Annotated in this window: 18 protein-coding genes; 8 read left to right on the forward strand and 10 right to left on the reverse strand. The window is 74.3% G+C overall.

Annotated elements, in window-relative coordinates:
* Positions 1 to 7: 7 nt before the first annotated feature.
* Genes ACZ5GH_RS02600 through ACZ5GH_RS02610 form a run of 3 tightly spaced genes read left to right on the forward strand, consistent with a single transcriptional unit; the run spans position 8 to position 2566 of the window.
* Positions 8 to 1312 carry an adenosylmethionine--8-amino-7-oxononanoate transaminase gene (locus ACZ5GH_RS02600; protein ID WP_464333273.1) on the forward strand — a complete coding sequence of 435 codons (1305 nt, stop codon included), beginning with the start codon at positions 8 to 10 and terminating at the stop codon, positions 1310 to 1312.
* Positions 1309 to 2067, forward strand: a complete 759-nt coding sequence (gene bioD / locus ACZ5GH_RS02605) for a dethiobiotin synthase (RefSeq protein ID WP_387747697.1) — start codon at positions 1309 to 1311, stop codon at positions 2065 to 2067. The genes ACZ5GH_RS02600 and bioD overlap by 4 nt, the downstream gene beginning before the upstream one ends.
* A 52-nt stretch (positions 2068 to 2119) precedes the next feature.
* Positions 2120 to 2566, forward strand: coding sequence for a hypothetical protein (locus tag ACZ5GH_RS02610; protein WP_464333274.1), 447 nt, complete (start codon positions 2120 to 2122; stop codon positions 2564 to 2566).
* Here ACZ5GH_RS02610 and ACZ5GH_RS02615 read toward each other — a convergent pair.
* The 5 genes from ACZ5GH_RS02615 to ACZ5GH_RS02635 all read right to left on the reverse strand — a co-directional run bounded on the left by ACZ5GH_RS02615 (position 2553) and on the right by ACZ5GH_RS02635 (position 6069).
* Complete coding sequence (locus ACZ5GH_RS02615) at positions 2553 to 3002, reverse strand: hypothetical protein (protein WP_464333275.1); 450 nt, start codon at positions 3000 to 3002, stop codon at positions 2553 to 2555. The genes ACZ5GH_RS02610 and ACZ5GH_RS02615 overlap by 14 nt on opposite strands.
* Positions 3003 to 3214: 212 nt before the next feature.
* Positions 3215 to 3853 (reverse strand): hypothetical protein, encoded by a 639-nt coding sequence (locus ACZ5GH_RS02620; protein WP_464333276.1) that lies wholly within the window; start codon positions 3851 to 3853, stop codon positions 3215 to 3217.
* A 53-nt stretch (positions 3854 to 3906) separates the two neighbouring features.
* A complete protein-coding gene (locus ACZ5GH_RS02625; protein ID WP_387747689.1) occupies positions 3907 to 4983 on the reverse strand; it encodes a radical SAM protein in 1077 nt (358 codons plus the stop codon).
* Between the two features lie 55 nt (positions 4984 to 5038).
* A complete protein-coding gene (locus ACZ5GH_RS02630) occupies positions 5039 to 5239 on the reverse strand; it encodes a hypothetical protein (RefSeq protein WP_387747687.1) in 201 nt (66 codons plus the stop codon).
* A gap of 185 nt (positions 5240 to 5424) precedes the next feature.
* Positions 5425 to 6069, reverse strand: a complete 645-nt coding sequence (locus ACZ5GH_RS02635) for a helix-turn-helix domain-containing protein (RefSeq protein WP_387747685.1) — start codon at positions 6067 to 6069, stop codon at positions 5425 to 5427.
* A gap of 112 nt (positions 6070 to 6181) precedes the next feature.
* Between ACZ5GH_RS02635 and ACZ5GH_RS02640 the strand changes: the two genes are divergently transcribed.
* Positions 6182 to 7636 carry an aminopeptidase P family protein gene (locus tag ACZ5GH_RS02640; RefSeq protein WP_387747683.1) on the forward strand — a complete coding sequence of 485 codons (1455 nt, stop codon included), beginning with the start codon at positions 6182 to 6184 and terminating at the stop codon, positions 7634 to 7636.
* A 102-nt stretch (positions 7637 to 7738) separates the two neighbouring features.
* Here ACZ5GH_RS02640 and ACZ5GH_RS02645 read toward each other — a convergent pair whose 3' ends face one another.
* The 4 genes from ACZ5GH_RS02645 to paaK all read right to left on the reverse strand — a co-directional run bounded on the left by ACZ5GH_RS02645 (position 7739) and on the right by paaK (position 10861).
* A complete protein-coding gene (locus ACZ5GH_RS02645; protein ID WP_387747681.1) occupies positions 7739 to 8023 on the reverse strand; it encodes a hypothetical protein in 285 nt (94 codons plus the stop codon).
* Between the two features lie 166 nt (positions 8024 to 8189).
* Positions 8190 to 8627: a GNAT family N-acetyltransferase gene (locus tag ACZ5GH_RS02650; RefSeq protein WP_387747679.1), complete on the reverse strand. Its 438-nt coding sequence runs from the start codon at positions 8625 to 8627 to the stop codon at positions 8190 to 8192.
* An 83-nt stretch (positions 8628 to 8710) separates the two neighbouring features.
* Positions 8711 to 9382 carry a class I SAM-dependent methyltransferase gene (locus ACZ5GH_RS02655; RefSeq protein WP_387747677.1) on the reverse strand — a complete coding sequence of 224 codons (672 nt, stop codon included), beginning with the start codon at positions 9380 to 9382 and terminating at the stop codon, positions 8711 to 8713.
* A gap of 144 nt (positions 9383 to 9526) precedes the next feature.
* Positions 9527 to 10861, reverse strand: a complete 1335-nt coding sequence (gene paaK / locus ACZ5GH_RS02660) for a phenylacetate--CoA ligase PaaK (RefSeq protein ID WP_464333277.1) — start codon at positions 10859 to 10861, stop codon at positions 9527 to 9529.
* A gap of 276 nt (positions 10862 to 11137) precedes the next feature.
* Between paaK and ACZ5GH_RS02665 the strand changes: the two genes are divergently transcribed.
* From ACZ5GH_RS02665 to ACZ5GH_RS02675, 3 genes are all read left to right on the forward strand, one after another.
* The gene (locus ACZ5GH_RS02665; RefSeq protein ID WP_464333278.1) at positions 11138 to 12802 is read left to right on the forward strand and encodes a hypothetical protein; all 1665 of its coding nucleotides are present in this window, start codon (positions 11138 to 11140) and stop codon (positions 12800 to 12802) included.
* Positions 12803 to 12915: 113 nt separating this feature from the next.
* Complete coding sequence (locus ACZ5GH_RS02670) at positions 12916 to 13251, forward strand: hypothetical protein (protein WP_387747671.1); 336 nt, start codon at positions 12916 to 12918, stop codon at positions 13249 to 13251.
* 306 nt (positions 13252 to 13557) lie between these two features.
* Positions 13558 to 14721: an ROK family protein gene (locus tag ACZ5GH_RS02675; protein ID WP_387747669.1), complete on the forward strand. Its 1164-nt coding sequence runs from the start codon at positions 13558 to 13560 to the stop codon at positions 14719 to 14721.
* A 131-nt stretch (positions 14722 to 14852) separates the two neighbouring features.
* Here ACZ5GH_RS02675 and ACZ5GH_RS02680 read toward each other — a convergent pair whose 3' ends face one another.
* A complete protein-coding gene (locus ACZ5GH_RS02680; RefSeq protein ID WP_387748059.1) occupies positions 14853 to 15626 on the reverse strand; it encodes a GntR family transcriptional regulator in 774 nt (257 codons plus the stop codon).
* Between the two features lie 319 nt (positions 15627 to 15945).
* Between ACZ5GH_RS02680 and ACZ5GH_RS02685 the strand changes: the two genes are divergently transcribed.
* Complete coding sequence (locus tag ACZ5GH_RS02685; RefSeq protein WP_464336786.1) at positions 15946 to 16740, forward strand: exodeoxyribonuclease III; 795 nt, start codon at positions 15946 to 15948, stop codon at positions 16738 to 16740.
* Positions 16741 to 16818 lie beyond the last annotated feature (78 nt).

Raw genomic sequence — 16818 nt, forward strand, 5'->3', positions numbered from 1 at the left:
AACCGCCATGCTCCAGCCGTCCGCAGCCGCCCTGCTCGACCTCGACCGCGCCCATGTGTGGCACCCGTACGGGCCGATGCCCGGGACCGTCACCCCGTACGTGGTCGAGTCCGCCTCGGGGGTGCGGCTGCGCCTCGCCGAGCCGGTCGCGGGCGGGCGGCGCGAGCTGGTCGACGGGATGTCGTCCTGGTGGGCGGCGATCCACGGCTACCGGCACCCGGTGCTGGACGAGGCGGTGCGCGACCAGCTGGGGCGGATGAGCCATGTGATGTTCGGCGGGCTCACCCACGAGCCCGCCGTCCGGCTGGCCGCCACCCTGGTGGAGATCACCCCGGAGCCGCTGCGGCACGTCTTCCTCGCCGACTCGGGCTCGGTGGCCGTCGAGGTCGCGATGAAGATGTGCCTGCAGTACTGGCAGTCCGTCGGGCGGCCGGCCAAGCGCCGGCTGCTCACCTGGCGCGGCGGCTACCACGGGGACACCTTCCACCCGATGTCGGTCTGCGACCCGGAGGGCGGGATGCACCACCTGTGGGGCGGGGTGCTGCCCGGCCAGCTGTTCGCCCCCGAGCCTCCGGCCGGCTTCGACGCCCCGCTCGACCCCGGATACGCCGCGCGCTTCGAGGAGTTGATGGCCCGGTACGCGGACGAGCTGGCCGCCGTCATCGTCGAGCCGGTGGTCCAGGGCGCGGGCGGGATGCGCTTCCACTCCCCCGCCTACCTGCGGATGCTGCGCGAACTGTGCGACCGCTACGGGGTGTTGCTGGTCTTCGACGAGATCGCCACCGGGTTCGGGCGCAGCGGCGCGCTGTTCGCCGCCGACCACGCGGGCGTCTCGCCGGACGTGATGTGCCTGGGCAAGGCGCTGACCGGCGGGTACCTGACGCTGGCCGCCACGCTGTGCACCAGCGGGATCGCCGACGGCATCAGCCGCGGCGAGGTGCCGGTGCTCGCCCACGGGCCGACGTTCATGGGCAACCCGCTCGCCTGCGCGGTCGCCAACGCCTCGCTGGAGCTGCTGCTCGGGCAGGACTGGTCGACCGAGGTGAAGCGGATCGGGGCCGGCCTGGCCGAGGGCCTCGCGGCGGCCGCGGACGTCCCCGGCGTGCTCGACGTGCGCACCCGGGGGGCCATCGGCGTCGTCCAGTTGGACCACCCGGTGGACGTCCGCGCGGCGACGGAGGCGGCGGCGCGGGAGGGCGTCTGGCTGCGGCCGTTCCGGGACCTGATCTACACCATGCCCCCCTATGTGACGGAGGACGAGGACGTGGCACGGATCGCTGCCGCCGTGACCGCCGCGGCGGTGGCGGGATGAGCGCGCGCATCCTGTTCGTGACGGGGACCAACACGGACGTCGGCAAGACGGTCGCCACCGCGGCGGTCGCCTCGGCGGCGCTGCGGGCGGGCCTGAAGGTCGCGGTGCTCAAGCCCGGGCAGACGGGCGTGTCGCCGGACGAACCGGGCGACGCCGCCGAAGTGCGCAGGCTGGCGGGCGATCTGACGGTCCGTGAGCTGGTGCGCTATCCCGAGCCGCTGGCTCCCGACACCGCCGCCCGGCGGGCCGGGATGCCGTACCTCTCCCCCGCCGCGGTGGTGTCCGAGGTGGCCGACCTGGCCGCCGGCCACGACCTCGTCCTGGTGGAGGGCGCGGGCGGGCTGCTGGTCCGCTACGACGACGAGGGCCGCACGCTCGCCGACCAGGCCCGGGCCGTGCGCGAGGCCGGGCTGCCGGCCGAGGTCCTGCTGATCGCCTCGGCCGGGCTCGGCACGCTCAACATCGTCGCCCTCACGGCGGAGGCGCTGGCGGCCCGCGGCCTGCCGCTCGCGGGTGTGCTCGTCGGGTCCTGGCCCGCCGAACCGGGCCTCGCCGAACGCTGCAACCTCGCCGACCTGCCCCGCTCGGCCGGCGCCCCACTGCTCGGCGCCCTGCCGGAACGGGCGGGCGGCGCCGAGGACTTCGCCGCCCTCGCGTACGCCTCGCTGGCCCCCGAGCTGGGCGGCGGCTGGGACGTGGAGCACTTCGCGCGCCTCCATCGGCCCGAATCGGCCCCGCTTCGCTCGAAGGGGTGATCCGGGCGCCCGGGCCTGTCGGAAGCCCAGGCGGCTCAATACCGTTCCTTCCATGACAGACGGGCTGACCGTGGACGAGGCCCTGCGGGCCCTGGCCGCCTTGGAGGCGGCGTGGAAGGACGACGACGAGGCGCTGTCCGCCCTGGCGGCGGGCGGCGCCGGCGAACGGCCGCTGCCGGCGCTGGTCGCCGCGTACGGCGAGCACGCGATGGACACCCTGATGGCGCTGGCCTTCGGGCTGCGCGCGACCATGAGCGACGAGGAGCTCGCCGAGATCTCCGACGCCGTCAGCTCCAACATCGGCGCCCGGATGAGCGCGCTGCTGACGCAGACGCTGAGGGCCTGGGGCACCCTCGCGCCCTCGGACGACCTCTCGGTGACGAAGATCATCGCCCACACGGTGATCGACGCGATGCGGGCCGTCACCGAGGACCCCGACAAGACCGAGGTGCTGCCCCTGCTGGCCACCTTCCGCAGCTACGCCCTCAACGACGCCTGAGGCCCGGGGAGTTCGGCGTCTTCTGATCCCTCTCCCATCCGCGGCCTTCCGGGACCAGGAAGCGGCCGGAGCGCCACCGCAGGCTCGCCGGGCCGCCGGTGGGCCAGTCGTGGTCCAGGTGGCGGCGGTCGCGGCCGAGTCCTCCGAGCTGCTGCGGGCGCAGCGTGCCCTGCCTCAGGCCGGTGGCCTCGTCGGCGGTCACCGGCATGATCGTCACGTACTGGGCGTCGTCCCCGCCCATCCAGTCGACGACCTCGCTGAAGATCCACACGAACCGCTGCGCGCACTCCCGGCAGCGCCGCAGACCGACGGAGAAGTGCGAGCCGTCCACCACCTCCGCCTCGTGCTCGAAGCCCTCCCGCTGCCGCCCCCACACGGCCTTCTCGTCCTCCCCGTAGCACTTCGCGCAGCCGAACTCCGCCCTCGGCCTTCCCATCGGTCGACTCCCTGTTCCGCGACGTCCCGGTCGCGGCCCATGATGCCCGCAGGGCCCGGCGGCCGGCCGGGGAGTCCACCCGGCCCGGGAACTATTCACGGTCCGTTCCCGCACCGTTCGCGCCCCGAGGCGTAATCCCCGGACGCCGGTTGACGAAGCCCCCGCCCCGGCCTGGGACCGACGACGCTTCTGAGCGCCCGCCGGGCGGGCGCTCAGTCGGCCTCCAGCAGCACCGCCGGCAGCGCGGCCTCCCGCACCAGGGTGCGCGGGAGGGTGAGCCCGAAGTGGCGGCCGAGCACCTCCAGGCTGGTCCGGTGGAGGTCGTCGTCCGCGCGGTCGTGGTCGGGCAGGCCGGCCGCCGCCAGCTCGGCCGTCAGGGCGGCGACGGTGGCCGGCTCGCCCGCGACGCCGTCGGGGCCCCAGCTGCCGTCCAGGTGGAGGTTGAGGAAGCAGATCTCCCGGCCGTCCCGGTAGCCGTGGAAGAACGGCGGCACCGGCTTGCCGTTCTCCTCCTCGAACTCCAGGTGGAAGACCTCGGCGCCGCCGCGCGAGGCGGCCGGCGGGACGCTCAGCTCGCCCTGCCAGTACCCGTACACCACCGCGAAGGCGAGGTCGCCGGTGCGCCCGTGGTGCAGCGCGATGTCCTCGATGTCGCCGGGGAACTCGAGTTCGTACTCCTCGACCAGGTCCCGAGCGGTGAGTTCGCCGAGCGGCCGCGCGGTGCACCTCGGGAAGCCCTCGGCGATCCGGGCCACCAGCTTCTCCGGCGCCAGGCCGCGGGCCAGCACGACGCTGTAGCCGCCGAAGGCGATCGACTGGGGTTCGGCGAGCCAGGTGAGCGTGTCCGTCATGCCGGCCATCCTGCCGCACGGCACCGACAACCCGGCCGATGCGGCCCCGCCGGTCAGCTCGGGACAGCCGCTGCCGGCCGCCTGCCGATCTGCAGCAGCGCCGGGGCCGGGGCCGGGCGGTCCATCGCCGCGTACGGGCAGTGCACCGCGCTCTCGTCGCCGGTCGCCCAGCCGCGCACCCACGGGGCGAGCCGCTCGTTGTCGATCCGCAGGGTGCCGTCCGGCAGCAGCCGGCCGACCGCGTTGGCGGGGTCGGTGAGCGCCACCGTGCACTTGCCGACGGTGCCGTCGGCCCGGATCACCAGGGAGTTCGGCCGGGCCGCGTAGCAGACGGGCAGCTCGTCGGGTTCCGGCGCGGCCGGGAGCCCGTCGTACGCCACGGCGGTCAGCTCGTCCAGGACCTTCGGGCGCAGCCCCTGTTCGAGGATCTCCATCGTCCGGTCGTTCGGCCCGCCCATCCGCTCGACCGGCTTGAGGTGGAGCGTGAACCGCTCGTCCCGCAGGAAGGTGTCGCGCAGCCGGGCGAGGAACCCGGGCATGAGCGGCAGGTTGGCGGGGGTGAGGTGGACCCGCAGCAGCACGCGGACGGGCAGCGCGCTGTCCCGGATCGCCAGCAGGTTCCGCCAGATCCGGTCGAACGAGCCGCGGCCGTCCGCGCGCAGCCTGGTGGTGTCGTGGGCCTCGGCCGGGCCGTCCAGGGAGATCTGGTACCGGTCGACGCCGAGGGCCGCGAGCCTGCGGGCGGTCCCGGTGTCGAGCAGGTAGCCGTTGGTGGTCATGTCAGCCTGGTATTGCAGACCGGGCCGGGCGGCGGCCAAGTCGGCCAGGTGGGCGGAGAGTTCCTCGACGATCGGGCGTGCGAGCAGTGGCTCCCCGCCGAACCAGGAGACGTCCAGGCGCCGCAGGTCCGCGGCGCGCCGGTCGATCAGCCGCTTGATGCCGCCGACCACGGCTTCGTCCATCCGTCCGACGGTGAAGTCCTCGTAGCAGTAGGTGCAGCGGAAGTTGCACTGCTCGGTGGGGAGGACGATCAGGTGCAGGGCCCGGTCGGTCAGTGACTCCGCGAGCTGCACCCGGAACGCCGGGGAGGTGCTCCCGCCGGTACCGGGCGCGGTGAGGGTCTGCGTCATGGGTGCGGTTCTCCGTCGGACGGGTCGGTCGGACTACTCGGGCGACTCGGTTCGACTACACCGGCGGAGAGCCGCAGCCGGCCACCATGTTGGGACAGACGTTGGTGACGTGGCCGTGTCGCCTCTGGATGTCGGGTGTCTCGCCGGTGCTCGCCAAGCTCGCCAGCTGGGGCGACACGACGATGCGGCCCTGCTCGTCCAGCTTGACGTCGACGCCGCTGGGGCTGTTCTGCGGATCGTTCTGCGGAGCGCTCATGGCGACTCTCCTCGGGGGTGGGCGCGAGGGTCGGGTCCCCTCGCCGTGCCGAGGACTCTTCCGTACACCACCGGCCGCTGCCACTGCTGACGGCCACCCGGAGGACGTGCCGGGCCGGGGGCGTGCGGGCGACGGACCGTTCGGCAAACCGAACGTGCGAGTCCAGCCCCGGCGAACCGCCGGGCTCAGTGCCCGTGCCCCTGCGGTAGACCGGGCTGCGGCCGTTCGCCCGCCGGGTCGCCCGTCGCAGCGGCGAGGTGCAGGCGCTGCTCCGAGCGGTGCTGCAGCAGGAGCACCGAGCGCACCGGCTCGCCGCTCACGGCGGTGTAGCTGTGCGGCAGGGCGGCGTCGAAGCCGACGTAGTCGCCCGGGCCGAGTTCCACCTCGCGGCGGCCCGCCCGGACCCGCAGCCGGCCGGCCTGGACGACGGTGTGCTCGGTGCCGCCGTGGCCGGCGGAGATCTGGGTGCCGTCGATCCGCACCACCTGGTCGTAGACCTCGAACACCGCGTCGCCGCACTCGATCCGGCGCAGCGGGCGCAGGTCGACGCCCCGTCCGCTGAGCACCTCGGTGTCGGCCGCGCGCACCACCGTGACCTCGTCGGCGGGCCGGGCCTCGACCAGGTCGGAGATCGGCACGCCGAGCACCCGGGACAGCCCGAGCACCGTCTCCAGGGTGGGGTTGCCGGCCCCCGACTCCAGCTGGGAGAGCGTCGCCTTGCCGACCCCCGCCTGCCGGGACAGCTCGGACAGCGACAGTCCGCGCTGGGCCCGCACCCGCTTCAGGTTGGCGGCGAGGACGCCCCGGACGGATTCCTCGGCATCGTTCATGCTGGACCTCTTCTCTCCCGAGACCGTTCGGTATACCGTACGGGACGCACACCGATGGACGGGGCAGCGTAGCGAAGCACCGCGCCTCCCTCACCCTCACCTGGAGACCGCAGTGACCGAGCCCGCCGAGACCGCCGAGCCCACCGAGACCATCAAGTACCGGAAGAACGGCCTGACCCGCGGCGTCACGGACGAACTCGCCGAGAGCATGACGCGGGGCTGGGCCGACACCGAGCGCACCACCCTGGAGCCGGTCCCGCAGGCCGCGCACACCGCCCGCCGCCGCGCGGAGCTCTCCGCCGCCTTCCCCGGCGAGCTGCTGGTGGTCCCGGCCGGCAACCCCAAGGTGCGGGCCAACGACACCGACTACCCGTTCCGCCCCTCCTCCGACTACGCCTACCTGACCGGCGACCAGTCCCAGGACGGTGTCCTGGTGCTCACGCCGACCGGGGAGAGCGGCCACGAGGCCGTGCTCTACCTGCGCGGCCGCTCCCGCACCGACAACGGCGAGTTCTGGCTGGACGGCCACGGCGAGCTGTGGGACGGCCGCCGCAACAGCCTGACCGAGAGCGAGCGGCTGTTCGGCCTGCCCTGCCGGGACGTGCGCGCCGTCGGCGCCGACCTGCGCGCCGCCACCGGCCCGGTGCGGGTGCTGCGCCGCCACGACGCGGGCGTGGAGGCGGCGCTCGCGGACCGGGCGGACGCCGAGCGGGACGAGGAGTTCGAGGTCTTCCTGTCCGGGCTGCGCCTGGTCAAGGACGAGTGGGAGATCGCCGAGCTGCGCTTCGCCTGCGAGGCGACGGCCCGCGGCTTCGAGGACGTGGTGCGCGTCCTCGGCACCGACACCGAGACCGCCGAGCGGCTGATCGAGGGCACCTTCTTCGTCCGCGCCCGGATCGAGGGCAACGACGTGGGCTACAGCACCATCGCCGCCGCCGGCCCGCACGCGACCACCCTGCACTGGGTGCGCAACAACGGCCACGCCCGGCCCGGGGACCTGCTGCTGCTCGACGCGGGCGTGGAGACCAACCACCTCTACACCGCCGACGTCACCCGCACCCTGCCGGTCAGCGGCCGCTTCACCGGGATCCAGCGCAAGGTCTACGACGCCGTGTACGCGGCCCAGGAGGCCGGCATCGCCGCGGTGAAGCCGGGCGGCCGGTTCCGCGACTTCCACCACGCCGCCCAGCGCGAGCTGGCCGAACACCTCACCTCCTGGGGGCTGTTCGGCGACCTTGGCGCGGACAAGGTGTACGAGCTGGGCCTGCACCGCCGCTTCACCCTGGCCGGCACCGGCCACATGCTGGGCATCGACGTCCACGACTGCGCCCACTCCCGCACCGAGGAGCACGTCGACGGCCCGCTCCGGCCGGGCATGGTGCTCACCGTCGAGCCGGGCATCTACTTCCAGGAGAACGACCTGACGGTGCCGGAGGAGTACCGGGGCATCGGGGTGCGGATCGAGGACGACATCCTGGTCACCGAGGACGGCAACGAGAACCTCTCCGCCGACCTCCCGCGCCGCTCCGACGAGGTCGAGGCCTGGCTGGCCCGGCTGCGCGGCTGAGGGCTCCACCGGCAAGGCCCCTGCTCCCGTCCTGGCGAGGACGGGAGCAGGGGCCTTTGGATCAGTCGGGCAGCCGGAACGGCGCCGACCGCGGAGCGGCCGTCAGAAGTGGCGGCTGGCGTCGCGGTCCGCCTTCTCCAGCGCGTCGATCCGGCGCTGCAGCGCGTCGGCCTGGGCGCGGGCCCTGCGGGCCGCTTCCTTCTCGCCCTCGTGGTCCATCCGCTTCGCCTTCTGGCGCAGCTCGTAGACCTGCTGGCGCATCTGCTTGAGATCGGCGGTGACCGAGGCGGCCGCCGCGGGCTGGGCGGTGGCGACCTGCGCGACCGTCGCCAGGGCTCCGCCGGCCAGGGCGGCGGTCAGGACCAGGGCGGGAATGCGTCGACGCACTTGGGTGACTCCTTGCTGGGGTGCGTGGCTCGATGACCGGACGTCATCTGATTACCAGTCGGTAACCATGATCGCACGAACCTGCGCCACCCGCGGAACCCGCCCGCTCCCGACGTCCCGCCACGGCGCCGCCGGAGGAACTCCTCGCAGGTCAGGCGCCCCCGCATCAGGCCGGCAGGGGCTTGACCCAGCGGCTCCACTGCGGCTCGGGCGCGTAGCCGGCCGCCTGCCAGGTCCGGTGGCCCAGGGCGTTGTCGTCCAGCACCATCGCGTCGGCCCGCCGCCCGCCGAGCGCGGCGAAGCGCTCCTCGGCGGCGGCCAGCAGCGCGGCGCCGATGCCCCGGCGGCGGTGCCCGGGGTCGACGGCGAGGCGGTACAGGTGGCAGCGCCAGCCGTCCCAGCCGGCGATCACCGTGCCGAGGACGGTCGCCGGGTCCTCGGCCGGGGTGGCGACGATCAGGCACTCCGGGTCCCGGGCGAGCAGGGCGGCCACCCCCGCCTCGTCGTCCGTGATGCTGGTGCCCTTGGCGGCCCGGGCCCAGAGGGCGAGCAGGGCGGGGATCTCGTCGGGGACGGCGGCGCGCAGGGCGATCTGGTCGGTCATGCGCGCCTGTCTACCAGCCGTCGCCGCCGCGCCGCCGGGAATTCCACGGCCCGGACGGCCACGGCGCGCCACCCGGCGGCCCGTCAGCCGAGCCGCCACACGGTGGTGGTCTTGACCGCGGTGTCCTCCAGGTCCGCGACCACCGGCACCTGGTACGCCGCCACCGCGGTGAACCGCTCCCGGGGCAGGTAGGCCCGGCCCGGGTCGCCGACGACGACGGTCGCGCCGCGCGCCGCGGCCCGCTCCAGGAACGGCAGGAACCGGGCCGCCATGGCCCGTTCGTAGAAGACGTCGCCCGCGAGCACCACCTCGGCGGGCCCGCCGTCGCCGTCCACCAGGTCCACCAGGGCGCCGTCCACCCGCACCCCGTTGGCCTCGGCGTTCAGCCCGATCGCGGCCACCGCGTAGGCGTCGATCTCGGCCGCGCGCACCTGCGTCGCCCCGCGCAGCGCGGCGGCCACCCCGACCAGCCCCGAGCCGGACGCGACGTCCAACACCGTGCGGCCCGCGACGAGTTCGGGGTGGTCCAGGACGTAGCGGGCGACCGCCACGCCGCCCGCCCAGGCGAAGGCCCAGAACGGCGGCGGCAACCCGGCCTCCCCGCGCGCCCGCTCGGTGGTCTCCCACAGGGCGATGGCGTCCTCGGCCATGTGCAGGCTGATCTCGGGCACGAAGGGGACGGGCTTCAGCTCGGTCTCCCGCCGGATGAAGGCGAGGTCGTCGGCCGGCTGAAGCGTGCGCAGCTCACTCGGCATGCCCCGCAGCATAGAGCCGTACGGGGGTGCTCCCGGACACCGGAGTCGCTCGGCGGCTCGGGCGCAGCGGTCGGCCCGGGCAGCTCGCCCGGTCGGCCCGGAGCGGTCGGCCGGCCGGCCCGGACCGGTCGGCCGAAGGCCCCGTCACCCCCGTTCGTCCACCACCCGCCTGATCTTCCCGACCGAGCGCTCCAGCGTGTACGGGTCCACCACCTCGGCCGCGACGGTGATCCCGACCCCGTCCTTCACCGCGCGGACGATCTCCGCCCGCGCCGCCTCCCGCTGCTCGGCGGAGGCGTCCGGCCGGGCCTCCACCCGGACGGTCATGTGGTCCAGCCGCCCCTGCCGGCCGAGCCGCAGCTGGAAGTGCGGCGCGACGGCCGGGGTGCGCAGCAGGATCTCCTCGATCTGGGTCGGGAAGACGTTCACCCCGCGCAGGATGATCATGTCGTCGCTGCGCCCGGTGACCTTCTCCATCCGCCGGAAGGCCGGCCGCGCGGTGCCGGGCAGCAGCCGGCTGAGGTCGCGGGTGCGGTAGCGGATGATCGGCAGCGCCTCCTTGGTGAGCGAGGTGAAGACCAGTTCGCCGCCCTCGCCCTCGGGCAGTACCTCGTCGGTGAACGGGTCGACGACCTCCGGGTAGAAGTGGTCCTCCCAGATGTGCAGCCCGTCCTTGGTCTCCACGCACTCCTGCGCGATGCCGGGGCCGACCACCTCGGAGAGGCCGTAGATGTCGACGGCGTGCAGGTCGAGCCGTTCCTCGATCTCGCGCCGCATCTCCTCCGTCCACGGCTCGGCGCCGAAGATGCCGATCCGCAGCGAGGTGCCGCGCGGGTCGATGCCCTGCTTCTCGAACTCGTCCAGCAGCGTCAGCAGGTAGGACGGGGTGACCATGATGATCTCGGGTTCGAAGTCCAGGATCAGCCGCACCTGGCGGGCCGTCATGCCGCCGGAGGCCGGGATGACGGTGCAGCCGGCCCGCTCGGCGCCGTAGTGCGCGCCCAGGCCGCCGGTGAACAGCCCGTAGCCGTAGGCGATGTGCACCTTGTGGCCGGGGCGGCCGCCGGCCGCGCGGATCGAGCGGGCGACCACGTCGGCCCACATGGAGAGGTCGCCGTCGGTGTAGCCGACCACGGTCGGCAGCCCGGTGGTGCCGCTGGAGGCGTGGATCCGGCGGACCTGCTCCATCGGGACGGCGAACATGCCGAAGGGGTACCCCTCGCGCAGGTCGGCCTTGGTGGTGAAGGGGAAGCGGGCGAGGTCGTCCAGGGTGCGGCAGTCCTCGGGGCGGATCCCGGCGGCGTCGAACTTGCGGCGGTAGAGCTCGACGTTGTCGTACGCGTGCCGCAGGGTGGCCCGCAGCCGGGTGAGCTGGTGGGCGCGCAGTTCGTCCGGACCCATCCGCTCGCCGGCGTCCAGGAGCTCCGGTGGGAGCGGCTCCCCGAGGTGTCGGCGCGGGACGGGTACGGTGCCGGTCATCATCGCTCCTTCGCTGCTCTGCCCGTACGGATCGCCGACCGATCGTTCGGTCAGGTCCGCCTCCGCTCCATTGATCCAGTACCCGAACCACCTGTCAAGGGATCGCACAGACCCTCCGGAATGCACCGTTCCGACCGCTTCGAGGCGACTTCGCCCCGGCAGCTTGGTTGTCCGATATGAAAATCATTACAGAAACTTGACTTGCTACCGACCTTCCCCGCCCCACCCCCGTGGTTCAGTAGTGCGGTTTCCGCCCCGCACCCCGGAGTGATCACCGTGCCCACGACTTCCGCCCTGGTCAGCGCGCTGCGTGAACTCGGCGACCGGCCCGCCGTCGTCGCCGACGGGCGCGCGATCAGCGGCATCGGCCTGCTGCTCGGCGTCTCCCCGCCGGGCGGCCTGCCCCGGGCCCTGGCCCAGCGGGTCGCCGAGCACGCGGCGCTGCCGCCCTCCGCCGCCCGCGCCGCCGAACAGCGGCTGCGCCACTGGGCCGGCGTCCTCGGCACGCCCCCGATCCGGCACACCGTGCTGCACCCCGTCACCGACCTCGCCGTCGACCTCGCCCTCGCCACCCTGCTGGCCGGCGGCACCGTCCACTGCGGGGACCCCGAGCAGCACCCCGAGCAGCTGCTCGCCGCCGTCGCCGCCGCCCGGACCACCCACCTCAGCCTGCCGTCCGCCCTGCTCTGGCGGCTCAGCCGGCAGCCCGGCCTCGGCGCCCGGGACACCGCCGCCGGCGATCCCGCCGGCGGGGATGACGGTGCCGGCGGTCCCGGCGGCGGGGCTGACGGTGCCGGCGATCCCGGTGGCAGCGATCCGGGTGCCCCTGCTCCGGGCACCCACGACCTCGGCTCGCTGCGCCTGGTCCTGCACGTCGGCCCCGAACCCCGGCAGGAGGACGTGTACGCGGCCGTCGACGCGCTCGGCGCCGTCCTCGCCCACGTCCGCGCCCCGGACAGCAGCGCCGAGGCCGCCGACCGCCGGCTGCGCGCCGACGCCGAGAGCGCCTCGGCCGCCGCCTGGAAGCACGGCATCGGCGTCACCGCCGAGCAGGTCCGCGACTTCGGCACCCGGCTCGACCGGGCCGTGCTCACCGCTCTGCTGCACACCCTCCAGCAGAGCGGTGTGCTCACCGACCCCGCGCGCGGCCACCCCGAGGCCGAGGTGCTGGCCGCGGCCATGGTCACCCCCGCCCAGCGACCCCGGGTCTCCCGCTGGCTGGACGCACTCGCCCGGCACGGCCTGATCACCCGCCAGGACGGCGGCGCCGGGGGCCCGGTCTACCGCGGCGGGCCCGGGCCGGACGCCGCCGAGGTCCGGGAGGTCTGGCGCCCGGTCGTCGAGGCCTGGGCCGACGGCCTGGGCCCGGCGGCCGCCCTGGACCGGGTCCGGCGCGACGCCCTGCGGCTGCCCCGGCTGATCACCGGCCAGGAGGCTCCCCGGCCGGCCGCCGCCCCGGTCCGCTCGGCCGCCGCCCGCGACTTCCTCGACGCCGCCCTCGACGCGCTGGTGCGCGGCGCCGCCGGGGCCCACGACGGGCCCGGGCCGCTGCGCGTCCTCGAACTCGGCCCCGAGGCCGGCGAGCCCGCCGTCGCCCGCGCCCTCGCCGCCCGCCCCCGGCAGGCCACCGAGCACCACCCCGCCCCCGACGGCGGCCGCTACCACCTCGTCGTCGCCACCGTGACCGGACGGCCGGAGCCCGAACTCCCGGCGCTGGTCCGGCTGCTCTCGCCCGGTGGCCGGCTGCTGCTGCTCGCGCCCACCGCCGAACAGCTCGACCTGCTGATCACCGGCGACGCCCACGGCCCCACCGCCCGACCGGCGGAGCACTGGCGGTCGGCACTGGCCGCCGCGGGCTGCCCGACGGTGCTGACCCTCCCCGAGGACGGGCACCCGCTGGGCCTGCTGGGACAACGGCTGTTCGCGGCCCGGGTGGACTGACCCGCGGATGGCCCGGGCACGACAGGCCGGGCGGCCGGCACGTACCGCGCAGCACGGACCAAGCAGCACGGACCGAGCAGCGGCCGGTGGCGCCGCTGGCTACGATCGGGGTCATGCCTCGGATTCTCCGCACAGTGGACGCGCTCGCGTCGATCGGCTCGAACCTCTCGATCGGGTCCGTCGGCTCCTTCCTCTCGATCGGTTCGGTGGGCTCGTTCCTGTCCATCGGCTCGATCGGGTCGTTCACCTCCATCGGCTCGATCGGGTCGGCCGCTTCCATCGGTTCGATCGGCTCGTTCGCGTCCATCGGCTCGATCGGCTCCGCGATGTCCGCCCTCTCCGTGGGCTCCTGGCGCCGTGTGGGCTCGTTCAGCTCGCTGGGCTCGTTCGGTTCGCTCGGCTCGCTCGGCCCGGCCCGCTCCCGCCGGTGCGCCCCGTCCGGTCGGTGACCCGACCCGTCACACCGGCCCCGTCCGCCGCCGGGCGCGGGCCGTCCGTGGGCGAGCGGTGAAGTCCGGGTCACGCACCGCCACCCGATCCGTACCATTTCGATACCGAAGCCTGGGTGAGCTGCGAGGATCCTCGCCGCCCGGGCCGGTCCCCGGGTAGGCTCCGGTTGTCCTCCGGCCCTCGCGCAGGCGGCCCCCGCCGCCGTGCCGCGTTCTCCGGAGGCGCTCCCCCGCGGGCCATTCGGTGGGCACCGCGCACTCGACACGCGCGCCAGGGCAGTCGCGCGAACGGCGAAGGGCATCGCATTGGCGGATCGGCTCACCGGAGGAGACTCCTCGCTGCTGCGGCGGATCAACGCGGCGGTCACGCTCCGGGCGCTGCGCAACGGCCACTCCGTGACCCTCACTCAGCTCGTCGGAGAGACCGGGCTCTCCCGGCCGACGGTCGAGGGCGTGATCGAGGGCCTGGTCGAGACCGGACTGGTCGCCGAGGTCGAGCAGCCGCGGGAGGAGGGCCAGCCGGGCCCCGGCCGCCGCGGCCGCCCGGCCCGCTGGTTCCGCTTCCGCGCCGAGGCCGGGCACATCCTCGGCATCGAGATCGGCGTGCACGACATCCGGGTCATCCTGGCCGACCTCACCGGCGAGGTGGTGGGCAGTCACTTCAAGCCGGTGGACGAGACCCTCGACGCCGAGGACCGGCTCGCCGCCGTCCGCACCGCCGTCGCCGAGGTGCTGCGCAAGGCCGGCATCTCCCGCGACAACCTGTGGGCGGTCGGCATCGGCACCCCCGGCATCGTGGACCGCGAGGGCACCGTCCAGCTGGGCACCGCGATGCCCGGCTGGACCGGGCTCGACCTCGGCGCCAAGCTGCGGCGCTCCTTCCGCTGCCCGGTCATGATCGAGAACGACGCCAACCTGGCCGCCATCGCCGAGCACTGGCAGGGGTCGGCGGTCGGCGCCGACGACGTCGTCTTCGTGATGGCCGGCCTCAGCCCGGGCGCCGGCTCCCTCATCGGCGGTCGGCTGCACCGCGGCTTCGGCGGCGCGGCCGGCGAGATCGGCGCCCTGCACCTGCTCGGCCAGGAGGTCACCCCCGAGCGCCTGCTGTCCACCACCGGAAAGCCCCTCAACCCGCTGGACGAGGCGGCGGTGGCCCGGGTGCTGAGGCTGGCCCGGGAGGGCGACGAGGTCGCCAAGGTCGCCATGGACCGCTTCCTCACCCGTCTCGTCCAGGGGGTGGCCGCGCTCGTGCTGGCCATCGACCCGCAGCTGGTGGTGATCGGCGGCTGGGCGGCCGGCCTCGACGGTGTCCTGGACCCGCTGCGCGAACGCCTGGCCCAGTTCACCCTGCGCGCGCCCGAGGTCGCCCTGGCGGCCCTCGGCTCGGAGGTGGTGGCGATGGGCGCCCTGCGCGTCGCCCTCGACCACGTCGAGGAGCAGCTCTTCGCGGTGGACCCGCCCCGGGCCTGACGCCCGACGCCCGACGCCCGGGCGGCCGCCGGCCCGCGGCCGCCCCATGGCCCATGCATCCCACTCAACGGCGAAGGCCCGGACGCCAGTTGGCGCCCGGGCCTCGGCCTGAGGGTTTTCCGGAGAATGGTTCAGGAGGCGGTACGGACCTCGGCCGTCGCGCCGACCGGGGTGACCTCGACGAGTCCGGCCTCACCGAAGGTCAGCTTGCAGGTGTCCGCGCGGTAGGTGGAGACCGCCAGCGCCACCAGCCGGCCGGCCGAGGCGTACTGGGTGGTCATCACCAGGACCGGCGAGCCGGGCGGGCGCTCCAGCAGGGCGGCCTGCTCGGCCTCGGCGACGCCCAGCTCGACCGAGCGGGACTCGCCGTCCACCTCCAGGCGCTCCAGCTGACGCAGCACCGAACGGGCGCGGTCGCTCTCGGCGCGGAAGCCCGGCAGGTGCGGCAGGGCGGCGGCCGGGACGTGCAGCGACTCGGTGGCCATCGCGCGGCCCTCCACCATGCGGACCCGGCGCACGGTGTGCACCGTGGCGCCCTCGGCGATGCCGAGGTCCTTCGCCAGCTGCGCGGAGGCGGGGGCGGTGGCGCAGTCGACCGTCCGCCAGGCCTGGCTGCGCGCGGTGCCGGGCCAGCCCTCCTCCTGCCGGTTGACCGGGACGCCGACCCGCGGGGCGGCGATCAGGGTGCCGATCCCCCGGCGGCGCACCAGCCGGCCCTCCAACTCCAGCTGGTCCAGCGCCTGGCGCAGCGTGGCCCGGGCGACGCCGAAGCGGGCCGAGAGCTCGCGCTCGTTGGGCAGCACCTGCCCGGTGGAGAACTCCGAGTCGATGGCCCGCAGCAGCACCGTGCGCAGGTGCCAGTACTTCGGCTCCGGCACCGCAGAAAGCTGTCCTGTCGTTCCCACCGCGTCCTCCACCCTGCTGTCTGTCCGCCCTGCGACGAAAAGGGCGGACCCCGGGCCCGCTGTCCGCTGTTGCGGCAGGTGGGAGAGCGGGCCTTTATCCGTCCTTCTTTATTAAAGGTCCTTGCAGTAAGTGACCCTAGGTGCTCCGTCCGGAGATGGTCAAGACCAATGGCGGGGCTTGATGGGGCCGTCACCCATATTCATGCCGCGTTCACGACAGCTCCTGTCAGCCACTGTCACCATCCGCCGCGGACGGCGGGTCCGCGCGTCGCCGTTCGGCCCGGCAACGGCCAGTCGGTAGGCTGCCCGAGTGATCGTGGTGACGAGTGTGAACGTGAACGGAATCCGGGCAGCGGCCAAGAAGGGCTTCGTCGAATGGCTGGCCGGGACCGAGGCCGACGTGGTCTGCCTGCAGGAAGTGCGCTCCGAGCCCGGACAACTACCCGTCGAGCTGCGCGACCTGGACGGTTGGCACGCGGTCTGGGCCCCCTCCGCCGCCAAGGGCCGGGCGGGCGTCGCCGTCCTCTCCCGCCAGGAGCCGCAGCGCACGGTGGTCGGATTCGGCTCCGCTGAATTCGACAATTCGGGCAGGTATGTCGAAATCGACCTGCCCGGGCTGACCGTCGCCAGCCTCTACCTCCCCTCCGGCGAGGTCGGCACCGACCGCCAGGACGAGAAGGAACGCTTCATGGCGGAATTCCTCGTCCACCTCACCGCCCTGCGCGCCCGCGCCGCCGCCGACGGCCGCGAGGTCGTCGTCTGCGGCGACTGGAACATCGCCCACCGCCCCGAGGACCTCAAGAACTGGCGGGCCAACCAGAAGTCCGCCGGCTTCCTCCCCGAGGAACGCGCCTGGCTCTCCCGCGTCTACGACGAGGCCGGCTACGTCGACGTCGTCCGCGCCCTCCACCCCGACCGCACCGGCCCCTACACCTGGTGGTCCTACCGCGGCCGCGCCTTCGACAACGACACCGGCTGGCGCATCGACCTCCAGGTCGCCACCCCCGCCCTCGCCGCCAAGGCCGTCGAAGCCTACGTCGAACGCGCCGCCACCCACGCCGAACGCTGGTCCGACCATGCTCCCGTCACCGTGGTGTTCGACGTGGACAACTGACGTGTGCTCCAACTCCCGATGCACACGGGTTCGAGCTCTACTACGACTGCTAGGCATGCCTCTGACCTGCGGAAACGC

It is taken from the genome of Kitasatospora sp. Xyl93, from assembly GCF_055383135.1.

Excerpts from the sequence above, each read along its gene's own strand:
- ACZ5GH_RS02600 (WP_464333273.1), top strand. The coding sequence starts at position 8 with ATGCTCCAGCCGTCCGCAGCCGCCCTGCTCGACCTCGACCGCGCCCAT.
- bioD (WP_387747697.1), top strand. The coding sequence starts at position 1,309 with ATGAGCGCGCGCATCCTGTTCGTGACGGGGACCAACACGGACGTCGGC.
- ACZ5GH_RS02610 (WP_464333274.1), top strand. The coding sequence starts at position 2,120 with ATGACAGACGGGCTGACCGTGGACGAGGCCCTGCGGGCCCTGGCCGCC.
- ACZ5GH_RS02615 (WP_464333275.1), bottom strand. The coding sequence starts at position 3,002 with ATGGGAAGGCCGAGGGCGGAGTTCGGCTGCGCGAAGTGCTACGGGGAG.
- ACZ5GH_RS02620 (WP_464333276.1), bottom strand. The coding sequence starts at position 3,853 with ATGACGGACACGCTCACCTGGCTCGCCGAACCCCAGTCGATCGCCTTC.
- ACZ5GH_RS02625 (WP_387747689.1), bottom strand. The coding sequence starts at position 4,983 with ATGACGCAGACCCTCACCGCGCCCGGTACCGGCGGGAGCACCTCCCCG.
- ACZ5GH_RS02630 (WP_387747687.1), bottom strand. The coding sequence starts at position 5,239 with ATGAGCGCTCCGCAGAACGATCCGCAGAACAGCCCCAGCGGCGTCGAC.
- ACZ5GH_RS02635 (WP_387747685.1), bottom strand. The coding sequence starts at position 6,069 with ATGAACGATGCCGAGGAATCCGTCCGGGGCGTCCTCGCCGCCAACCTG.
- ACZ5GH_RS02650 (WP_387747679.1), bottom strand. The coding sequence starts at position 8,627 with ATGACCGACCAGATCGCCCTGCGCGCCGCCGTCCCCGACGAGATCCCC.
- ACZ5GH_RS02655 (WP_387747677.1), bottom strand. The coding sequence starts at position 9,382 with ATGCCGAGTGAGCTGCGCACGCTTCAGCCGGCCGACGACCTCGCCTTC.
- paaK (WP_464333277.1), bottom strand. The coding sequence starts at position 10,861 with ATGACCGGCACCGTACCCGTCCCGCGCCGACACCTCGGGGAGCCGCTC.
- ACZ5GH_RS02670 (WP_387747671.1), top strand. The coding sequence starts at position 12,916 with ATGCCTCGGATTCTCCGCACAGTGGACGCGCTCGCGTCGATCGGCTCG.